Raw genomic sequence first — 21,302 nt, 5'->3', positions numbered from 1 at the left:
CGCTTAGCATGCGCAGTTCTCAATCTTAACTTATCTACTCCCAATCGATCAATAACATTAATTTGGTCAAAAAGAAAAGTATCGAACGATTTTATATTCAAGTTTTCCCTACCCTTTTTCCAATTTCTATTTGAATTTACAAAAAATTCTCTGTTTTTTATTTTCATTATGTTATGATAATTTCATCATAACTTTCAGTCAGCAGGGGGATTTTTTGTGAAACGTTTTATGCAGTGGGTGCTACAGTTAGTTGTTGCATTCATCGGTATTCTGCTAATTAGTGGATTGCCAATTCTTATTAATGGTTTTCAAAAAGGAGAGTTTTGGTGGAGAGAATATGGGGAACATTTACTCATAATTTTTCCTTTGAATCATTTCCTAGATACATATTATAGTAGTAATATCGGAGAGTATATATTTTATTCTCTAGAAATATTATTTCTAGCACTTCTTGTTGCAGTTGTTTTCGCTCTATCATTCACAGTAATAACGATGTTATTTAAAGAACGTGCACGACAACGCATCAAAACATTGTTTTTCTTTTTGGAATCGGTACCTGATATTCTTGTTATTTTACTTATCCAATTATTAGTTATCATTATCCATAGACATACGGGCGTTTTTATGCGAATCGCATCTACTGGTGGAGAAAAAATCTACCTCCTTCCAGTTTTTTGTCTAATGATATTGCCAATGGTTCAGCTTTACCGCTTAAGTATGCTGACGTTTGAAGCGGAAGAAAGAAAATTGTATGTGGAGCTCGCTAGATCTCTTGGATTTAATAAAGTAATCATTTTACTTATACATATTTTTCGTAATGCTATCATTAGTATTTTCTTTCAATCTAAAAAAACGATGTGGTTTATGCTGTCAAATTTATTCATCCTAGAGCGAATGTTCAATATGCCAGGGATTATGTTCCACTTAAGCGAGCATATGTCTGGAGAGTTATTTTTAATAACTGTTTGTAGCTTTTTCATACCAGTGTTCATAATATATAGCTTTTTTGAGTGGTACTTTTTACGTCGGACAAGCCGTGGAGGTGCTGCTTTATGAAATTACTATGGAAGCAACCCTATTTTGTATTTGGTTTTCTCATAATAGCTTTCTTTCTTATCGGAAGCTTTGTATTTGAATGGATAAATGGTCCAGATCCTAAGCAAACCTATTTTATAATGGAAAAAGGGCGAGTTATCGAGGCAGCACCGCTTTCGCCAAGCTGGATGCATCCGCTAGGTACCGATCAATATGGCTATGATATGTTCGCTAAAATTATGCTCGGTGCAAAATATACGATTATTTCAGCTATGGGGGTCGCTGCAGTACGTATGCTAATAGCCGTGCCCTTGGGATTTGCAATCGGGACATATTGGCAAAAACGTCGTAGCATGATTAATAGTTTCATTGATCCTCTTCATTATGTACCGATGTCTATTTTTTCCTTTTTAATGCTCTATCCTGTGTTATGGGAGCCGATGGAAGGATTCTCCACAACTGTCTGGGAGCGTATTGTTATCCAAGTTGTATTAATGGCCATTATTACGGTTCCGATTGTTGCTTCTCTTATTGGAAATGAAGCTAACTTATTATATCAGCAAGAATATATCCTTGCCTCGAGAACTCTTGGTGCAACAAAGTTTCGAATTATTACAAGACATCTATTCCCAATGATGCGAGAAAAACTATTCGTCCTATACGGTCAACAAGTCGTGGAAACATTAGTTGTCTTCACTCATTTAGGGCTTTTACAACTGTATATCGGAGGGACAGATGTCAGTTATGATCCAATGATGGGTGATCCCCCAAAATCGATTGCGTATGAATGGGCAGGTCTATTTGGGTCATCCTTCCGATATTTGCAGGGAGTTCCATGGCTACCACTTGGTCCAGCTATTTGCTTTGCCTTGGTCATTTTAGCAATTGCTGCGATGATAGAAGGTTATACAAGAGCAGTAAGCGGTCAGGTGAAAATACCAAAGCGCAGGAAAGTTTCATTTGTCTCTGATAGAACAGTTGAATGGAACCAACAACAATTAAAAGAAAAAATGCAGTTACTGTATAAAGAAAAACAAAAACTATAGAGAGGACTCTGTAGTTTTTGTTTACTAATTATTTATCTACTTTTTTTCCTTTTGTTAGTTTCGTGAATGCTTTCATTTCTTTATCAGGGTTTGGGAGATAATTATATGGATTTCCTTCCTGTCCAAACTCCTCTTTTGTTTCAAACTGAATACCGATCTTTGCCCCAGCAGTTGAGGTAGGGTTATTTATAATATTTTCTTTATCACCATCAAAATGCGGAGTCGAATTCACATTTTGATTGTCACTTCTTCGTGGCATTATATCATCTCCTTTGTAGTTAATATGACAAAGGAGAGGTTGTTCTATTCGAGGTTTGGGTTTTTCAATTTTGCTATGTAAATTTATTTAACAGATGAATCGAGGTTTTAACAATGACTATGCCAATTATTGAAACATCAAGATTATTATTAAGAGAAGTTACAAACGAAGATGCATCTGACATGTTACGCTATTTGTCAGACAAGGATGTCGTAAAACATATGGGACTAGAACCTTTTCAATCTGTAGAAGACGCATTGGATGAAATCGGTTGGTATCAGTCTATTCAAGAAGATGGCTCAGGAATTAGATGGGGAATTACACTAAAAGATTCTGGAAAGGTTATTGGAAGCTGTGGATTTCTTAATAGGAGTACAAAGAATTTCCGCACTGAGGTTGGTTTCGAATTAAGCAAAGAATATTGGGGAAAAGGAATTGCAGGTGAAGCCTTGGAAGCAGTTATTAAGTTTGGGTTTGATAATTATTCTTTGGAACGAATCGAAGCTTTAATAGAACCTGCTAATATCCCTTCACAAAAGTTAGTGGAGAAGCAAGGGTTTAAAAGAGAGGGACTACTAAGACACTATGAATATACTTGCGGGAAATTTGATGATTTGTATATGTATTCCATTTTAAAAGGGGATATTTGATATTGACACCACCCTGAATTTTTTGTACGATATGTAAAATCGTTATATGATAAATTCGTTGAAGAAGAGAGTAATCGATACGAGGCTGGAAAGCGAGTTAGGGGTGGTGGGAGCCTAATACACGAAGGGTCGATGAAGCGCACTTTGGAGAAATATCCTGAACGTCTAGTAGGGAAAATCGGGGAAGACACCTCGTTACGAACGTAAAAGCGGTCACAATTGTGGCAACTAGAGTGGTACCACGGGAATTTTAGCTCTCGTCTCTTATAAGAGACGAGGGCTTTTTATATTGGAGGAGAAATCATGAACCTGACAAATCAAATCGCATATGTCATTTCAAATGCTTTAGAAAATGAATGGACTGTTGATCAAGTAGAGCAGTTACTAGAAAAGCCTAAGCAGATGGAATTAGGAGATATTGCATTTCCATGTTTTACGTTAGCCAAGAAATTACGTAAAGCACCGCAACAAATAGCGTTAGAGTTGAGTACGAAGCTACTGGATAATTTAATAGCAAATGTTCAAGTCATTGGTGGGTATGTGAATATTTTCTTCAATCGGACGTTAGTTACAAACCAAGTTTTACAATCTATAACGTCGGATCAACAGCAGTATGGAAGTAAAAGTATTACGCATAAAAAAATTGTGATTGATTTTTCCTCACCGAATATTGCAAAGCCTTTTTCAATGGGACATTTACGTTCAACAGTAATTGGAAATGCGCTAGCTAATATTTCGGAGAAGAATGGGTATGAAGCTATACGCATTAATCATCTAGGGGATTGGGGTACACAATTTGGCAAGCTTATAGTTGCTTATAAATTATGGGGAAACAAGGAGAAAATCCTTGCAGCGCCAATTGAAGAGTTATTAAAGATTTACGTGCATTTTCATGACATTGCAGAAAAAGATAACTCTTTAAATGAACAAGCTCGTGCAGCTTTTAAATCGCTCGAAGAAGGCGATGAGGAGGCACTATCCTTATGGAATTGGTTCAAAGAGGCATCTTTAAAGGAATTCCAATTAATCTATGAACTTTTGGGTGTTAACTTTGATTCGTATGCTGGGGAGGCTTTTTATAACGATAAAATGACTAAAGTGGTCGACGATTTAAAAGAGAAGGGATTGTTAATTGAGTCTGACGGTGCTTTTGTAGTAGAACTCGAAGATATGCCGCCAAGTCTTATTACTAAAAAAGATGGGGCTACCCTTTATGCTACACGCGATCTAGCAGCAGCAATGTATCGTCATCAAACATATAATGCGAGTAAAACCTTTTATGTTGTGGGAAATGAACAAACACTACATTTTAAGCAACTATTTTCGGTTCTTCAAAAAATGGGGTATGAATGGTCTAAACAGCTAGAACATGTACCGTTTGGGATGATGCTCAAAGACGGTAAAAAAATGTCTACGCGCAAAGGTAAAGTCATATTGCTTGCGGACGTGATAGCTGATGCTATTAAAACCGCAAAGCATAATATAATTGAGAAAAATCCAACATTAGAACATAAAGAGGAAATCGCAAAGCAAGTTGGAGTAGGAGCAGTTATTTTCAATGATTTAAAAAACGATCGAATGAATGATATTGAGTTTTCGTTGGAACAAATGCTTAATTTTGAAGGAGAAACAGGACCTTACGTACAATATACGATCGCTAGAATTTGTTCGTTACTCCAAAAAGGTAACTTCGATGCTGAAGCATTCACTTTTTCTTCTAATGGAGTTGAAGCGTGGCCTATTATCCAGCTACTCGAGGATTTCCCGCGTATTGTAGAAAAAGCATTTAATCATGCGGACCCATCTCAAATTGCGAAGTTTAGTTTACTGCTTGCGCGCCAGTTCAATAAATATTATGCTAATACAAAAATTTTAGCCGATGATGGAAAGACTTCTTCTAAGTTAACATTAGCATTTTCGGTATCTGTTGTATTGAAGGAATCCTTACGTCTTTTAGGTGTACCAGCTCCCGAGAAAATGTAATGCTGGAGTTATAAGCTCTTTATACACATTTATAATATACACCATAATTGATATTGAGATAGATTGTAGTTTTGTTAATATATTTCAACAAGTTGCTGGATAAAAATCACTTCTCTAGTTTTTCGTAGAAGTGATTTTTATTGGATATTTATGTTAAAATCGCTGTTAGAGTGTGAAGAAATAAACTTAAACTAAAATAGCATGCTAGTAGTATAAGGTTTTATAACTAATTTATAGAAATTAATAAGTTATTTGTTTTAGAAATCACAGTTAATTAAGGAGTTCATAATGGAGATTTCATTAATAAGACATGGTAAATCACAATTGACAGAAAATGATAAAATAACTTTTGCAGAGTTTAAGAAGTGGGTTGAAAAATATGACTTTAACGGGGTGTTTGAAGAATCAACATATCCTAAAGTCACAATTGAAAAAGTAGCAACTGCAAAGCTTGTAGTTACGAGTGATTTAAAAAGGTCTATTGTCTCAGCGGGCTTATTAAATCCTAAAACAAAAACAATTTCCGACCCTTTATTTCGAGAAACAGAGTTACCTGCTAATCCAACAATATTTTTTAATATAAAGTTAAAGCCAAATAACTGGGCAGTAATTTTAAGACTTCTATGGTTTAGTGGTTATTCTAATAAATGCGAGTCTTTAAAGCAGGCGAAATTGAGGGCAAAAAAGGCTTCACAACAATTAATTAGTTACACAAATGAACATAAATCAGTAGTTTTAGTTGGTCATGGTTTTTTTAATATGTTAATCGCCAATGAATTGCAGAAAATGGGTTGGAAAGGCAAAAGAAAAACAGGTGCAAGACATTGGAGTTGTACTACATATTCCTTGTTGAACTAAAGAGGGGCGTTTCTGCTTAAAGCCGAGACGCTTTTTTACGTACGCAGCAATTTAGTTCAATAAGCAGGAATGGATTTTGTTAATAAATGTAACTTATTTTCTTTTTGATCGTATAAAAGTTAAAGGTAATAAACATATATGATATAACTCTCTTTAAGGTTGAGGGTAACAGAAAACTTTTCTTCAACAAACAAAGCAATTTAGCCGAAGAAGAGGGAGTTATACAAGAAGTAAAAATGACGAAAATCAATACATATCTTATTCAATTAGCAGTTACGATACTAGTTATTTTGGGAGTAACTTTACCTTCCGAACTTTAGAACTGATTAGACCAAATTATGGGGGGATATATCGGGATTGTACTTCTTATTGCAGCATTGATTTGGAGAAAAATAAACAAGTAATTTTGTTAAGCTAGCGAGTGCGTTTCTACAATAAGTGAAGATCCTTTCTCACTAATCGGGCAGGATTTATATATGGATTTATGTAGAATTCACCAAAAGATGGGAGGGAGTTTAAATGAAAAAATGTATTCTACTAATGTCATTTTGTTTTATTTTAATCTTATCTGCTTGTTCCCAAAGTGAAGAAGATACACAGGAATATTTAGGGGTTATAGGTGATGGAAAAACTTTGGGTTATGAGTACACCGTAACAAAAGAAAAAAATAAACTTTCTTGGAAGGTTGGCTACAAAGGAGATATATCTATTATCGAAGAGAGTGCTGCCAATAAAGACGATTTAGTAAATTACATGCATGCTGTAAATGATAGTAAATTGGTATTAGCAAAACTAATTACATCGGTATCATACTTATTAATTGTTATTATAACAACACTTGTCCTATATAAGAAAAATAGAAAAATGCTTAAAGATGGCGGTGTAATTATATCTATATTAACAGGAATTGCAATATATATAGCCTTCAAAGCATCATTTGATTTGAGTAGTTTATTACAAGATGCAAAATACTACTATTTGACACTAACTAATTAAAATAGCAGTGAAGCGTTGGAAAAATTCTTAACCAAAACTGAAAAAAAGTTAGGGAATTGAAATAAACTAAACCTGTTTGAAGAGAGGTAATCAAGGACTATTCCCACAATTTTTTAAATCTGCGAATCCATTTCCATTTAGAGATTATTGATTACACTATGTATAGAAATAGGCGTTTCTTCCAGAAGGAGAAGCGTTTTTATTTATTGAGCTAACAAAGCAAGTTAGTTCAATAAATAAATTGCATAAGAAGGAATTCAAGTAGTTAAAAGAGAATTGGAATATAAGTGGTTATAAAAGTCTTTGGGGGGATAATGATGGATCTTAAGAAGGTTAATAAAATTTTTAAAGTTGTAGGCGTAAAAGGCAGTGGAGCTTTTGTTAATTTTGGTACCGAAGTTCCCAAACTTGCCAAGCAATTTCTAACTCGTTTAGATGAAGTTGAAAATCATTCGAGTATTGAAATAGCTCTTTTCGAACCTAAAAGAGATACTAACCACCTGGAAGGTCACTATTATGTAGGAGTAATTGTTAATGAGTCTGTAAAAGAAGTTCCGGTGGGGATGGATTATATCGAAATTGCTCAACCCTATGTTATGGCTAGGGGAAAAATAATTAATATCGATAACGTACATAACCAATTATTAATATGGGCAGCTGATCAGGGGTATAAAAGGGATTTAGTATCTCATATTGTTGAGACCTATCATCCAATAGAAAATAGTCAGGAAGAAGTAGAGATTTACTTACCAATTCATCCTTAATAACATCGCATTATAGTTGAAGTGGGAACTTAAAATAACAAAAAATTAAAGACAGACAGGAGTTAGATACATGATAAAAGGTTTTGGAGGAATATTTTGGAGAACTAAGAATCTTGAAGTTATAAAAAAATGGTACAGTGAAGTGTTGATGATTGAAATAGATAAATGGAATGGGACGGTGATTAAACCCCAATCAGGAAATGAGACTATCTTTTCTTTCTTTACCGAGAATGACAGTTATTTTCCAACAGAACAACAAGTGATGTTAAATTTCCAAGTAAATAATATAGACGAGACTATTAAGCATCTTGAACAGATTGGTGTACCTCTTGTAAAGGAAAAAGAGATTAGTGAATTTGGTAAGTTTATTTGGATTAAAGATCCTGAAGGTCGACTGGTCGAGCTTTGGGAAAAATAGAGGGTTGTAATCATTTGCTATTAAGCAAACGGGTGCTTTACTTCAAGAAGGAGTAAAGCATTTTTTATATATTCAACTAAAGCAGCAGGTTAGTGAAATAAGAAATTTCTACTTTTAAAAAAACTAACGTGGTGCGTTTACTTAAGAAGGCTTAACGCTTTTATTAAAATTATAGTTATAAGGGGCTTATATAGTTGAGGGTAGGTTATAGTGTTTTAAAAGAAATAAACGAGAAAGCGTTCACCCCCAGTGCATCTGATTATGGATTAACTCAAAGAGAGTTTGAGAACTTTATCTTTTTCCTTGAGCAAAAAGGATATGTCGAAAAAGTATTGAGAGTGAATGAGAGGTTTTCTTTAAATACTGCTCGTTTAACAGCAAAGGGTATTGAGTTATTAGAAGAGAACAAGCTTTATATGGAATCATACCCAGAAAGAAGTGGTTTGAAAGCATGGATACAAGTAGATAAAGAACTGTATTCAAATGGAGCTGAGGCAGAATAAGGGTATAGTTTTATACTAATAAGCTTTTGAAAATATGATAAGATTCACTTAAACTATAGGGTTCTTTAGCTAATCTTGACCATCTTTTCGAAGGTCTATTTTTATGACCAAAACATCAATTTGATATTAGTGATCCATTGTGAAATGTTACACTTAAACTCACACAGCAGGTTAGTGGAATAGGGTATATTTTAAATTGAATGTCTAATTCAAAGGGGTGTTAATCATGAAAAGAGTATATTCTTTATTATTGTGTATAGCATTAGTTGGATGTTCTCAAGAACCAAAGAATGAAATAAGTGAACCAAGTAAACTGTTTGTTAATAAGGGTCAATCATATAATATTGAAGAAGTAGTAAATGACCACTATGATATTCAAAATTTAGAGGGTTTAGACAGATTTGTTAAGAATGTGGAAAATCAAAAAGAAGCAATAATAAATTATATTCAGTATGGGATAGAGGGACAACGAGGAGTTAGGACATTATCGTTTGATGGAGAACAAATTAATGTTTCTCATAGTGTAAATGGTGATTTTATTGAAGAATATAATTGCAAAAAAGTATTAGTTGAAATTGAAGAAGAGATACAAAAGTATATTCTCAGCGAATGTACGGGTAATTTTATCGGGGATTTCGAGTTATTATCAATTCCAAATAAATTGAACTAACGCGGCAGGTTAGTTCAATATGGTAAAGAATTTTTTAGATGAAATATAGAGGAGTACATTGAATGGGCATGGTTTTCGTTTTCCCTTGTTGCTGAGCATTTTATAACTCCTATGAGGTTATAAAAGAGAATAAAAAGTTGAGAGAAAGAATTGAAAAATTAGAAGAAGTGTATTAAAAATTTTATCTAACAGGGGCATTCGTTGATAATCTTGGGTTGGTTAGGCGCAGATCTTATTGAACTAATGCAGCAGTTTAGTTGAACAAGAGTTTGAAACTTTAGTACTTAAAATGCATCTAATCTTTCAAGGGGGTGTTATTGTGAAAAATAAAATTACAATAAGTATTATATTATTGATTAGTTTATTTTTTGCTGGCTGTTCTGGTGATTATCAAGAAGGTTTTACTTTCACAGGTACAGTAGAGGAGATACTTGTTGAAGAAGAAATGTTAGTTATTAAAGAATATGGCGGGGTTGATGAGGGTAGACGAGAAGGAAATGTCTACGAAATACCAGTCGATAATGTAGAGAGCTATAAGGTAGGGCAAAAACTTGAAATAACTGCCTTTTCTAATATTGATGCAGATATTTGGGATTTAGACCATATGAAATTCGATATAAAACCAGTCGAAAATTAGACTTCTTCTTCAACTAACGGGGCAGGTTAGATGAAGAAGGGTTTATAAGTATACTTAGAGAATACTAAAATCAAGAAAATCTTATTTTGAGGTGATTATTGTGATGGATATTTTGAAAATAGAACGGTTATATACAATTGAAGATTATCTTGAAGAGCTCTCTGAACTTTTAATAAAAACAGTAGAAGATGGAGCTTCCATTGGTTTTTTATCACCAATGGAAAGTTTAGTTGCATTAAATTATTGGAAAACTGTACTAAGCCCTGAAGTTACTCTGCTTGTGGCTAAATCCAACAATAAAATTGTTGGAAGTGTACAGCTTCACTTATCTACAAAGCAGAATGGAAGTCATAGAGCTGAAATTGCTAAATTAATGACACACCCTAAGTATAGACGTAGTGGTATTGGTCGTTTGCTTATGCAAAAATCTGAAGAAATAGCAAGGAATGAAGGAAGATCATTAATAGTTCTTGATACAAGAGAAGGAGACCCTTCTAATTTTCTATATACATCACTAGGATATAGTAGAGCAGGACGGATTCCTGACTACGCCAAATCAGTGAATGGTGAATTAGCTGCTACTATCTTTTATTATAAAAATCATTAAATGTGTTTAGTAATTGGAGTTAATTAATAGGAAGTATTCGAGGTTGTCAATTAGTTAAAGTTTGTGAATATAAGTATTAAACTATCGGGTGCTTTAGTTAAACGAGACCATCATATTGGACTGCCCCGTAAATGTTAGACACCAACTAACATTTACAGGGTGTTTTTATGTTCAAAACATAAAGTAGATTTTGGTGATCTAGTGTGAAATTTTACACTTAAACTAACGAATCAGGGTAGTTCAATAAGTAAATTAGAGGGGAAATCAATTTTGGATCGAAATATAATAAAAAACGAGATAAAAAAATACACCGAATATTAGAAGAAAATGAAGTAGTTTATTGAATTAATAAAATATAGCTAAAAAAAGGAAAAAAGTTATTTTAAAGGAGGTAAAAGAGTTTGGATTACTTTGATTTTAAAATAAAAATTGCTACAAAAGACGATAGTAGTGTAATTATTAAAATGTTAAAGCAGATAGCTCAATGGATGAAAGATAGTGAAATAAACCAATGGAAGTTTCTATTAGATGGGGGTGATGATGAAGAGATTGAACAAGCCATATCTAATCAAGAAACATACATTGTTTTGAAAGATAAGGATATTGTAGCTACGTTCACACTATTATCTAAACAAAGTGAATGGGACAGGGATATTTGGGGAAGTGATATTTCTTCAAAATCGCTTTATTTACATAGACTTGCAATTGTTCCTACTTATATGAAGAAAGGTATAGGTAAAAGTATATTGACTTGGATACAAGACAATGTAAGTGATAAAGAATATCTTAAGTTAGATTGTGTTGCAGATAATATTAAATTAAATAACTTTTATATGAACAATAACTTTGAACTTGTTGGCTTAGCCGATGGACATAGTAAATATCAAAAAAGTATAAAAAAGAATTAGAAATTCTTCAACTAACGGGTGTTGAGTAAAATAGAACATCATTTCGATGGTCTATCTTTACGTCCAAAACATCAAGAAGATTTCGGCGATACAATATGAAATATTACGCTTAAACTAACGGCGCAGGAATAAAAAAGGGAAATGGGGATTACAAGTGAGAGGTTTATCTTTCGAAATTCCAAACGCTTACGGAAAACATTTGTTCGAAATATTAGATGGTATCAATATAAAAGGATTAACTTGGAAAATTGGTGGAGGAGAATCATATTTTATTGAAAATAATACATTAGGGAACTCTCTATTTCCAAATATCTGCATATTAAATGGGGAAGGACTACTTAAGGAAATTTCAAAAGAAGACTATTACCTTATATTCGTTGATCTAAAGGGATTTCAGAAAAAGTCAGATGTGAGAGAGATTGCAACTTATCAAGAATTTGTTGATAGTGGATGTAAATTTGTACTCTTATTAGTCGATTCTTCGTATGTAACGATTTATTCAAAAGACCAAATAACTATTAAGCATATATTTTCTAAGGCAGTAACTGCTGGTTACAAAAATATAGAGTATATTACAGATGAAAAAGATACAAGAACAACGTTGATAGCTTTTTAAATATATAATTTGGGTGTCATTTGATCAGTAGATTGTAGAGTTATATATCCATATAACGGTGCAGTTTAGTTCAATAACTTTATACATGGAATCTTCATTAAATTGGTAGGTTTTACGGTATTTAAATGAAATTTTATTATACTACAAGTCATTATCTTTAATATTCAGAAGTATTTGAAACCTTCTTTTTACTTTTTCGTAGATATTAGAAAGGGGATGCAAAGATGGAGCAGGTTAGTTTAAGAAGGAGTCCTGGGGGGATTGGAGGGATTAATCAATAAGTATATTCAAGAGAAGCTTATTTTGATGGGGGTGAGTCGCATAATTATTAGAAAGCTGGTTTCTGCTGTAATGACTTGTGTGTTGGTAATGTTAAGCTTTTTCTTTGTTGGACAGACTGCTTTTGCAATCATAGTAGGTATGTATCTACTTCCAATACTTTTAATTTATGGAGTACCAGCATCTATTCTCTCTGATTTCGTCACAAAAAAACTAGGAGCATTCCTTAGAGGGTTTACTGCGTTTTTCATGCACTTATTCCTTGCCTCTTTGTTTGTAGTGATACCAACCTTATTTTCAGAATGGGAAAGAGATTTGTTACTCTCTGACATCAGGAGCTTATTTTATAACTTTTATTTCATTATTTCGCTTTTATCTTCAAGTCTGTTCTACTGTATTGATGAATTTCTTAGGTCTAAATTGGCTAAATATTTGTATCAGAAGATTTTCTTGTCTAATAGAGTTAAAGATTTATGTGAAAAGATTGGGGACTTGAGGATTTAGTGAGGTTATATTATCTTGTTCAACTAACTGGGTGCTTTACTTGAAGTACGTTGAGTTGATCTAAGGTGCTCTTTCCTTTTTAACTAAAGCAGTAGTTTAGTGAACCAGGATATTTAAGAAAAAATGGAGATTCTACTACTTTAATCACAAATTATGAGGTGAATTTATGGGGAAGAAAATTTATAACGGTAGGTTTATTGCAAACACTGAGGAGAGTTTAGTTTTATTTATCATTGGAATGCGTATTAATAAAATTTTTTCATTCACAAAGTGGGTACCAGTTTTTCAGGCAATGGGTCCTATGATTAAAGAATTATATCAGAACCCTGAATTGGGATTCCGTCACACTGAATTCCTTTTAAGTTGGAGGGGAGTTACACTGGTCCAGTATTGGAGAAGCTTTGAAGATTTGGAGGCATATGCACACGGGAAAACTCACTTAGTTGCTTGGAAAAACTTTAACCAAAAGATTAAAGATGATGGAAGTGTTGGGATATACCATGAAACATACATAATAGAAAAGGGCGCATCAGAGGCTATATATAACAATATGCCAAAGTTCGGACTTGCCAAAGCCTATTCTCATATTCGTGTAGCTTCAAAGACGGAGTCAGCAAGAGGTAGAATAAGTAAATAATCTATTAATACGAATCCTTCATCTGAAAAAGGATTCGTATTAAAAAGTTGTTCTTCAACTAACGGGTGCTTTAGTAGAAGAACCGGCCGCCTTCTATACCAGTTTTTTAGGAGAATAATGAAGCAAAAAAATTATTTCATAAAGCGGCTACGATGTACAAGACTGGTTGGTTTTAATGCTTACCCGATTTAGTAAGATATTCCTTCGGTTGATTTGTATCCAGTAATTCAATTTCTACATTCTTAAAATGATCAACTATCAGCAAATCCTGTAACTGGTATGCCTTCAACATTGCTTTTGACAGTAACAATTCGAGTTAAAAAAGGAGATGATTACTATATAACGGGGCATATGGCTTATGGTAATCCTCAATGGAGAACATTCGAAACCTGTGAAGATGTATTGATAATGTTCCAAGGACCGCATGCTTATATCTCTTCTTCCTGGTATGAACAGGCAAATGTCCCGACATGGAACTATCAAGCTGTCCATGTATATGGCACAGCCATCATTTTGAACGAAGAAGAGTTAAAACAGGACCTGACAATGTTGCTGCAAAAATACGAAAAACACAGAAAGAATCCAGTTTTATGGGATAATCTTTCTCCACAGTTATTAAAAAAAGAACTAAAAGGTATTGTTGGATTTAAGATTAAGGTACATGAAATTCAAGCTGTCGATAAACTAAGTCAAAATCGTAACGAAGAGGACTATCAGAACATAGTTAATAAACTCTATGAGGAAAAGGATATGAACTCTCAACAAATCGCACAAATGATGGAGAGGAAATTAAAAAAGGACAAATAATTAGACATATAAAAATTTCTTCAACTAACGGGTGCTGTAGTTAAAGAACATGGGTTGCTTAGGCAGCTCTTTTTCTTTTTGAACTAACGAAGCAGGTAGTTGAAGAAAAGAGCAAAAGAAGGTATTAGCAACTTTGTGTAGAATTAGAATTATGTCTGGCTATTGATTTTTTATAGCTGAAACTTAAGGAAGGGGTGACATATTGAAAAAGATAGAAATTCAAAATAGCATGCTGATGAGAGGGATTATCTCTTAGCTAAGGTTTAATCCTCTCAAAGGTAATGGGAGGAAAAATAGAGATGATGAATTTAGGAAACATGGTCAGAGGGTTATCTTCCGATACTGTCGCCCAGAGTCTCATTCAATTCTGGGAATATGACGAGGGAACTTTGGAGGTTTGGCGTGCAAGTTCAAACTTTGTGTATGCTTTTGAACGTAACCAAGTTCAGTACTTTTTAAGATTTTGTTTTGATCAGGATATTTCTATTGAACAAATAAAAGCTGAGCTAGAGTTCATGCAATATTTACAATTGAACGAATTTCCATCTGTAACACCGATTTACTCAAAAAGTGGAGAATTAATTGAAACACTTAAGACTCGAGAAGGAACATATATTGCAGTTGTCTTTAGTGCGGCAAACGGAATCAATTTGGATTCCGATAAAATTACCGAAAAACAGATGGAGAAATGGGGAAAATCACTTGCCTCACTTCATTGTTTGTCCAAGACTTTCGAGCCTGTATCTGAAAGAAGAAAGAGTTGGTTGGACACAGTACAGTTCATGGAAAGTGTTTTTCAAAAGCATCCTAGGGAACAAGTAGCCCTTTTAGAGCTACGAAGGGTGACCACTTGGCTTCAATCGATACCTAGTGGAAATGATGTGTACGGATTGATACATTATGATTTCGAATTGGATAATATCTTTTTTGAAGAGAATAAGAATCATAGTTTCAATATAATCGATTTTGATGATGCAATATATCACTGGTATGCACTTGATATTGTAACAGCCCTTGATGATTTTATTGACGATGACAATTCCCATTCAAAATTACTGACTCAGTCTTTTTTGAACGGATATCGTTCCATAACTGTTCTAGAAGATGTTGCAGTGGCTCAGTTTCCACATTTTCGAAGATATGCGAACTTATATAAGTTTTCCAAATTGCTAAGTTCTTTGGATTATGGAAAAATTAATGAAACACCACCCTGGTTTGATAAATTAAAGGTAAAGTTAGTTCGTGTTGCAGATGAATTAAGACAGAGCTTTCAAAAACCATGGTAAAAGATAACATGAAATAAATACAAGTTTTATTAAAAAAGAATCTATTCCCATTAATATTTATAATAAGCAAGTTAGTGAAACGTTTCACTTAAACTAACGGGTGCTTTAGTAAAAGATCTTGGAGTTGCCATTGGTAACTCTTTTTCTTATTGAACTAAAGAAGCAGATTAGTTCAATAAGCAAAATTGAATTTTAAACATTTTCAGATGCAAAATTTATATGAAATTGGAACCTCCATTCGTTTCAAACGTAATAAAGCAAAGGCAGTATTTTTAATTAGGGGTGAATGAATGGTTAGAAGAAGAGGAACTTATCAAATAAATATTAGTGACAAGCAGCTCGTATGTTTATTTTGTCAGCACGATGAAATTTGGAGTTACCAACTATAATGTCACTGGACATTTCCGGTAATGGAGCGACAGTCAGTGGTGTATCGTGGTAGTTGGAGTCAGACTAACGGATGGGCTCTAACGCACCATAGTTAAGAGACCTTCCACACCCACCGTAGAATCAGTATGGACGGTTTTTCACCATTTTCATTCTCTGTGGTGAAGCGCTGATTTTTTCGCTTCATGAATGGCTAACGGGTGCTCTACTTCAAGAAGGAGTGAAGCCTTTTTTCTTATTGAACTAACTTAGCAGGTTAGTTGAAGATTGCATAGAGTCAAGAGTTTTCAACTATCGCTTTTTACGTATTTATCAGAGTTCTCTTAAGGATGTATATCATGCATTTTTACTTATACTATTTGAAATAGTGAACTTTTGTAGATATTCAGAACTCAGACTATAACAAGCAACTTTTTTCTTCCACTGCTTGACTACATCAATGTTGTCATCGTCGTTACAGTAGACAAAGAAATTCATTTCTTTTTTTCTATTTTTTACGTTAATGACAAATGGAATAACATTAGTCTCTGGATTTAGAAAAAACTTTTCATTCCCCGGGAAAATATGTTGCCTTTCTAAATATAGAGATTCATTAAAATGATCAATAAATTTAATCTTTTCTTCCTCTGTTAAGTGATTTCCGTTAAAGGTTACAGTAATACCTTGTGAAACAAGTTTTGGATGAAGTTCAAACTTACTTAAAGCCCATCCCACAAGTGCACTTGGTGGAGTCATTAAAAATTTTAAAATTGCTCCAATTATTATAATAACAATAGTCGTCCATGTCACTTCATATCAACTCCATATTTTTTAAAAATATCTGGTTACCTATATACCAGCAGGTACTTGTGATTTTATATTAATGACACCAGTTTAATAAAGCAATTAAATGTGGGATGTTTCACTAAATGTTCATTTAAGAAAAACTCTTTTCAAGGGATATTTAGCAATATAAATAGGATTCAAAGATTTTTAAATCTCTTGATAAAAGGACTTTAAATATGATTTTAAAGTTTTGAGAAATGGTATAATGCAATAAATTGGATGGCTAAATTTATTTAAAGGTGGATGGGTACAAACAATAATATTTATTTTAATATAATTAGTTTAGATAACTTTTTTTATAATGATACAATAACGATTGAGCTATGAATATTTTGCTTTAGTCGTAATTATTTTCATACAAACTTAACATTCATAGGTGTTATCGTTTTTCTATTGTCTATCATTGCACTTGGTGTGTAAATTAGTTTTTCGTTTAGTGGAAATTAGCGTAAATAACCTATTGGTCGAATGACTCAATAGGTTATTTATTTATTATGATTGCATTAAAGTTAAGGAACATTTGGTTACAATATTTAAAATAAGTTTTTGAAAAGGGATGCAAATAAATGGACTGGGATATTAATCGTAAAGCTAAAAAACCGATTTATAAACAAGTTGCTGAGTTTATTGAAAATGGAATTGCTGATGGAACTTTTCCCCCAGATAAGCCACTCCCCTCGGAGAGATACTTGGCTACTGAGTTAAAAATAAATAGGAGTACTGTTGTAGCCGCATATGATGAACTTGAAGCAAATGGTCTAATCCAACGTAATCGTGGAAGTGGAACCATTATAAGTAAGGATATATGGGGGATAACTAAAAAGCGTATACCAAGTTGGCACAGATACATTGAAGCGGGTTCATTTTTACCTAATTCACCGGTTACTCAAAGAATACGTAAAGAGATGGAGGAGCGAAAATTAATTAATTTAGCCAGTGGTGAGTTATCGGAGGACCTCTTTCCAATGAAAGCTTTAGGGGAGATTACTTCAACTCGGTCTTTTATCGGTAGGCTAGGTTATGATCATCCACAGGGGAATGCAGTTTTAAGAACTACAATTACAAATCATGTGAAGGGATTCCGAAATATTGAAACAAATCCAACTTCCATCCTTATTACATCTGGAGCGCAACAAGCTTTACACCTAGTCGTTCAATGCTTATTAAAGCCCGGCGATGCAGTGGTGATTGAAGATCCCTCATATCATTATAATCTCCAAATATTTAAATCAGCAGGTTTAAGAATTTTCTATTTACCAGTAAGTGAGGATGGTGTAGATCCAAATAAGTTACTGGAATTACATAAAAAACATCGTATAAGAATGATATTTATAAATCCTGCTTTTCAAAATCCAACAGGAACTTTGCTAAAAAAGAGCCAACTGGAAGCTATTTTAGAAATATCATCAGAACATGGAATTCCTGTTGTGGAAGATGACCCGTATAGTTTAACGTCTTTTAATGGAGAAGAAGTTTCAACATTAAAATCTCTGGATAAACACGGAACTGTTATATACATTAGCTCTTTATCGAAATTTGTTGCTTCAGGGCTAAGAATTGGCTGGATTATAGGACCGCGCTCAGTAATTGAGAGATTATCAGATGCCAAACAACAAATTGATTTTGGACATTCTAGTTTTACCCAATGGATTGCTAACGATTTTTTAGAATCAGAGCATTTTCATTCTCATATCAAGAAATTAGTGAAGGAATTAGAAAAGCGGCGCAATCAAATTGTTACAAGTTTTAATTATTTTCTAAAAGATCAAGTGGAATTTACTATTCCCACAGGTGGTATCCATTTTTGGTGCAAATTAAAAAAAGAAGTCAATGAAATGAAATTATTAGAAAATTGTGTAAAGCGAGGAGTTATCTATGTTCCTGGTTCTATGATGGGTTCAAAAAAAAATTATGCCCGATTCACTTTTGCTAGAGAGAATGAAGAGACCATTGATGAAGGAATAAAAAGATTTGCGGATGCACTAAACTCAACCAAATAAAAATAGAGAATCATGATTTCATTCATGATTCTCTTTTATATGGTCTATGTAAATGGATGGGTAAATAAGTATTGGAGTGGATGATTAAAGTAACAAGGATGATATTAAATTAATGGTTGATGTAGGTGCATCAAGGATAGGCACTAGTTCTGTAGTAAGGATATTTGGATTATAGTTTGATGTATTTTTTTAATCTACTAGTCCACAGATTCCAATCCGGATATTGAAGATGGAGTAGCACATAAAGCTAAAGGTTGACTAAATGGCTGTTAGTTGCTGGGGTTTATATAAATTAGTGAAATATTGCACTTAAACTCGATCTCGGACTTTCCATTGTCATTGCACTCGAAAAACGATCAAGCCTTTTTTATCCAACACCGAACGGCTTATCCGAACGTGCCAACGTAACAGTTCATTGATTTCGTTGAAAAGATGGAGCTTACACTTTTGGAGGGCGCTGTCCATGGAGAGGAACATTTTAATTCAAAAGAAAACCTTGAAGAAGTATTTGGTTTACTCGTTTGTGTATTAAATTAAATTCATGCGGATGACAATTTTGCCACCCGCATGAATTTATTTTTTTATTTTTATAAACAGTGAACCATTTCTTTATAACCAAAATATTATAAAAGAATGAAATGAAAGGAGAATCATATGGTTGTATCACTTGGAATGGCAAAGGTTTTGTTGGAAGCGTCAGAAAAAAAAGCTAGGGAAATGGGACTGTCGGAGAATATAGCAATTGTTGATGTGGGAGGAAACCTCAAAGGCTTTATAAGAATGGACAATGCCAAGTTTGGAGGAATAGAGATTGCTATAGATAAGGCATGGACAAGTGTCGCGATGCAAATGCCTACTTCAAATCTTGCGAACGCAGCGCAGCCTGGTGGGCCGTCATACGGCATCAATACAACGAACCAGGGAAGAATTGTAGTTCTCGGAGGAGGTGTTCCTTTAGTACACAACCAGAAAATAGTGGGGGGTATTGGTGTCAGTGGAGCAACAAGTGCACAGGACATAGAAGTAGCAAATGCAGCTGTTAGCGTCTTTGAGGCAATGGTTCAGCGTCAACACTAGCAATAAAGTGAATATTCATAGGTGCAACGTTCACTACCAGCCATAAGGAAAGTTTCTATCACTGTTTTTGGAATATTCGATTTTTCTTATTTAAACCTATGTTAGTTACAGGTGCTTCTATGATGCCCAAATTTTAAGCGTAATCGGAATAATCGTGGGTGCAATTCTTACTTTTACTTTTTTCTCTATTAGGAAATTTGGAAATAAAGAAGCACTTAATAAATCGGTATATTAACCTGCTATTTTATCGCTATTTTTTTCACTTACGGGTGCTTTACTTCAAGATGGAGTAAAGCCTTTTTTCTTATTGAACTAAAGGAGCAGTTTAGTTGAATAAGGAAAGGTTATTTAAGTTCTCTTGTCGAAACGCTTATTGGTATAATGGTCGTATAGATTCTCCAGTAGCGGATGTAGCTTATCAACAATATCGATATATTGAAGGATTAAGAGGTAATCCACCATATGGTTCCGAATTACCATGGCATTAAGAAAAAATTAGGGAAAGGGGAAAATGTAATCGAGAAGAAAAGCTTAATCGCATTTATCATTTATTTCATAGTGACATGTATCTGCCTGTTCTACTTTTTTTATGATACGAAAGAATACGAACGTATAAATTCCCTTTCCTACTTTTTACCAACAATACTAACATTATTTTTAGTAACGTGTGGCTATATTCTGTTTTTAGCTTTTGGTGATAAAAAAGATAAAGAGATACTCTTTAAAATGATCATTTGGTTCATTATTGGAATCGGGAGTACCACTTTGTTATATGAATTCGTCAAACCGAGTTATACTTATGCAGAAGCGAAAGCAATAGTAGAGCAAAGATACGAGGAAGTAGATGTTATAGACAGTCATTTTACAACTTCTACTCAAGTAGAAACTGGTAAAGAAATCTACCGTATGACTGCAATTAAAGATTCAAAAAAAATCCAGTTAGTTTTTAATCCGTACACAAAGGAAATAATATTTCTCAAATAAAATTACCTAGAATTTTATCGGAGAATGAAGTTCCTATTTTGTATACGCTGAAATTTAAAGACAAATAAAAAACACCGATTTATTATTAAGTGAATTGAACCCCGAATTAGGGCACTTCTTTACAATGGATTGATTATACGGTGACGAATAATAAAAGCCTTTAGGCTGTTTAAGATTCATAGCATTGTTATGTTTATTTTGCTATGTGACCAATCAGCCCAAGGGCTTTTTCATCTTCTTCAACTAACGGGTGCTTTAGTAAAAGTTCATGGGGTTGCCATAGGTAACACTTTTGATATCTATGAAGTGGAAGTAAGTATATTAGTAGATTCACCAACAAGTGTTAATGCTTACGGCTCTAAAATTAAAAAGGGTGAATCCCTTATGTTTGAATTTCTGGAAGAAGATTTCAAGTTAGACGGCGAGGCTACAATGGAAGTTTCAATCTTAAAAATAACAACATAGAAAATAATGAGAATGTAATCCCAATAGATAAAAAAAATAAAATTGAATTGGACAATAATAAAGAACTAATGTTTGAAATCACTGGAAATTCAATTAATGAA

The 21,302-nt window shown here is 33.6% G+C and carries 25 protein-coding genes and 1 other annotated feature; of the genes, 23 read left to right on the top strand and 2 right to left on the bottom strand.

The genetic code is table 11. The annotated features are described in order from the left end of the window. Nucleotides 1–216 precede the first annotated feature (216 nt). Nucleotides 217–1,056 carry an ABC transporter permease family protein gene (locus KD050_RS01290; RefSeq protein ID WP_211894480.1) on the top strand — a complete coding sequence of 280 codons (840 nt, stop codon included), beginning with the start codon at nt 217–219 and terminating at the stop codon, nt 1,054–1,056. After that, entirely contained in the window at nt 1,053–2,081 is a 1,029-nt protein-coding gene (locus KD050_RS01285) for an ABC transporter permease (RefSeq protein WP_211894479.1), read from the top strand. The genes KD050_RS01290 and KD050_RS01285 overlap by 4 nt, the downstream gene beginning before the upstream one ends. 28 nt (nt 2,082–2,109) lie before the next feature. Here the strand turns inward: KD050_RS01285 and KD050_RS01280 are convergent, their stop codons facing one another. Next, nucleotides 2,110–2,340: a hypothetical protein gene (locus KD050_RS01280; RefSeq protein WP_211894478.1), complete on the bottom strand. Its 231-nt coding sequence runs from the start codon at nt 2,338–2,340 to the stop codon at nt 2,110–2,112. Nucleotides 2,341–2,453: 113 nt separating this feature from the next. Here KD050_RS01280 and KD050_RS01275 point away from each other — a divergent pair, with 113 nt between their 5' ends. The 16 genes from KD050_RS01275 to KD050_RS01200 all read left to right on the top strand — a co-directional run bounded on the left by KD050_RS01275 (nt 2,454) and on the right by KD050_RS01200 (nt 15,463). Next, a complete protein-coding gene (locus KD050_RS01275; RefSeq protein ID WP_211894477.1) occupies nt 2,454–2,990 on the top strand; it encodes a GNAT family N-acetyltransferase in 537 nt (178 codons plus the stop codon). A 49-nt stretch (nt 2,991–3,039) separates the two neighbouring features. Continuing rightward, nucleotides 3,040–3,258, top strand: a binding site (T-box leader). Nucleotides 3,259–3,293: 35 nt separating this feature from the next. Next, nucleotides 3,294–4,973, top strand: coding sequence for an arginine--tRNA ligase (gene argS / locus KD050_RS01270; RefSeq protein WP_211894476.1), 1,680 nt, complete (start codon nt 3,294–3,296; stop codon nt 4,971–4,973). 288 nt (nt 4,974–5,261) lie between these two features. Beyond that, the gene (locus KD050_RS01265; protein WP_211894475.1) at nt 5,262–5,831 is read left to right on the top strand and encodes a histidine phosphatase family protein; all 570 of its coding nucleotides are present in this window, start codon (nt 5,262–5,264) and stop codon (nt 5,829–5,831) included. Nucleotides 5,832–6,350: 519 nt separating this feature from the next. Beyond that, the gene (locus KD050_RS01260) at nt 6,351–6,827 is read left to right on the top strand and encodes a hypothetical protein (RefSeq protein WP_211894474.1); all 477 of its coding nucleotides are present in this window, start codon (nt 6,351–6,353) and stop codon (nt 6,825–6,827) included. A 317-nt stretch (nt 6,828–7,144) separates the two neighbouring features. After that, nucleotides 7,145–7,591 (top strand): GyrI-like domain-containing protein, encoded by a 447-nt coding sequence (locus tag KD050_RS01255; protein ID WP_211894473.1) that lies wholly within the window; start codon nt 7,145–7,147, stop codon nt 7,589–7,591. 70 nt (nt 7,592–7,661) lie between these two features. Then, nucleotides 7,662–8,009, top strand: coding sequence for a VOC family protein (locus tag KD050_RS01250; protein WP_211894472.1), 348 nt, complete (start codon nt 7,662–7,664; stop codon nt 8,007–8,009). A 194-nt stretch (nt 8,010–8,203) separates the two neighbouring features. Beyond that, the gene (locus tag KD050_RS01245) at nt 8,204–8,512 is read left to right on the top strand and encodes a hypothetical protein (RefSeq protein ID WP_211894471.1); all 309 of its coding nucleotides are present in this window, start codon (nt 8,204–8,206) and stop codon (nt 8,510–8,512) included. Nucleotides 8,513–8,738: 226 nt separating this feature from the next. After that, nucleotides 8,739–9,182, top strand: a complete 444-nt coding sequence (locus KD050_RS01240) for a DUF4362 domain-containing protein (protein WP_211894470.1) — start codon at nt 8,739–8,741, stop codon at nt 9,180–9,182. A gap of 319 nt (nt 9,183–9,501) precedes the next feature. Continuing rightward, a complete protein-coding gene (locus KD050_RS01235) occupies nt 9,502–9,819 on the top strand; it encodes a hypothetical protein (RefSeq protein ID WP_211894469.1) in 318 nt (105 codons plus the stop codon). A gap of 103 nt (nt 9,820–9,922) precedes the next feature. Then, nucleotides 9,923–10,426, top strand: a complete 504-nt coding sequence (locus tag KD050_RS01230; protein WP_211894468.1) for a GNAT family N-acetyltransferase — start codon at nt 9,923–9,925, stop codon at nt 10,424–10,426. A gap of 401 nt (nt 10,427–10,827) precedes the next feature. Beyond that, on the top strand, nt 10,828–11,334 hold the full coding sequence (locus tag KD050_RS01225; RefSeq protein WP_211894467.1) for a GNAT family N-acetyltransferase: 507 nt from the start codon (nt 10,828–10,830) through the stop codon (nt 11,332–11,334). 154 nt (nt 11,335–11,488) lie between these two features. Next, nucleotides 11,489–11,950: a DUF2691 family protein gene (locus KD050_RS01220; protein WP_211894466.1), complete on the top strand. Its 462-nt coding sequence runs from the start codon at nt 11,489–11,491 to the stop codon at nt 11,948–11,950. A 261-nt stretch (nt 11,951–12,211) separates the two neighbouring features. Continuing rightward, a complete protein-coding gene (locus KD050_RS01215) occupies nt 12,212–12,733 on the top strand; it encodes a hypothetical protein (protein ID WP_211894465.1) in 522 nt (173 codons plus the stop codon). Nucleotides 12,734–12,899: 166 nt separating this feature from the next. Then, nucleotides 12,900–13,370, top strand: a complete 471-nt coding sequence (locus KD050_RS01210; protein WP_211894464.1) for a DUF4188 domain-containing protein — start codon at nt 12,900–12,902, stop codon at nt 13,368–13,370. A 291-nt stretch (nt 13,371–13,661) separates the two neighbouring features. Continuing rightward, nucleotides 13,662–14,177, top strand: a complete 516-nt coding sequence (locus KD050_RS01205) for an FMN-binding negative transcriptional regulator (RefSeq protein ID WP_370627156.1) — start codon at nt 13,662–13,664, stop codon at nt 14,175–14,177. Nucleotides 14,178–14,476: 299 nt separating this feature from the next. Further along, nucleotides 14,477–15,463 (top strand): phosphotransferase enzyme family protein, encoded by a 987-nt coding sequence (locus KD050_RS01200; RefSeq protein WP_211894462.1) that lies wholly within the window; start codon nt 14,477–14,479, stop codon nt 15,461–15,463. Between the two features lie 723 nt (nt 15,464–16,186). Here the strand turns inward: KD050_RS01200 and KD050_RS01195 are convergent. Next, nucleotides 16,187–16,639: a YfmQ family protein gene (locus tag KD050_RS01195; RefSeq protein ID WP_211894461.1), complete on the bottom strand. Its 453-nt coding sequence runs from the start codon at nt 16,637–16,639 to the stop codon at nt 16,187–16,189. A gap of 602 nt (nt 16,640–17,241) precedes the next feature. Between KD050_RS01195 and KD050_RS01190 the strand changes: the two genes are divergently transcribed. The 5 genes from KD050_RS01190 (at nt 17,242) to KD050_RS01170 (ending at nt 21,201) form a co-directional block, all read left to right on the top strand. Next, nucleotides 17,242–18,675: a MocR-like pyridoxine biosynthesis transcription factor PdxR gene (locus KD050_RS01190; RefSeq protein ID WP_211894460.1), complete on the top strand. Its 1,434-nt coding sequence runs from the start codon at nt 17,242–17,244 to the stop codon at nt 18,673–18,675. 654 nt (nt 18,676–19,329) lie between these two features. Then, nucleotides 19,330–19,752, top strand: coding sequence for a GlcG/HbpS family heme-binding protein (locus KD050_RS01185; RefSeq protein WP_211894459.1), 423 nt, complete (start codon nt 19,330–19,332; stop codon nt 19,750–19,752). A 329-nt stretch (nt 19,753–20,081) separates the two neighbouring features. Continuing rightward, on the top strand, nt 20,082–20,240 hold the full coding sequence (locus KD050_RS01180) for a hypothetical protein (protein WP_211894458.1): 159 nt from the start codon (nt 20,082–20,084) through the stop codon (nt 20,238–20,240). Beyond that, complete coding sequence (locus KD050_RS01175; RefSeq protein ID WP_211894457.1) at nt 20,215–20,736, top strand: hypothetical protein; 522 nt, start codon at nt 20,215–20,217, stop codon at nt 20,734–20,736. Before KD050_RS01180 ends, KD050_RS01175 begins: the two co-directional genes overlap by 26 nt. 189 nt (nt 20,737–20,925) lie before the next feature. After that, entirely contained in the window at nt 20,926–21,201 is a 276-nt protein-coding gene (locus tag KD050_RS01170) for a hypothetical protein (protein ID WP_211894456.1), read from the top strand. Nucleotides 21,202–21,302: the final 101 nt, after the last annotated feature.

Origin of the sequence: Psychrobacillus sp. INOP01 (assembly GCF_018140925.1) — a bacterium.
In the GTDB taxonomy this organism is placed as follows: Bacteria; Bacillota; Bacilli; order Bacillales_A; family Planococcaceae; genus Psychrobacillus.
The sequence above is the reverse complement of the archived record's forward strand: the minus strand, read 5'-3'. Positions and strand labels throughout refer to the sequence as shown.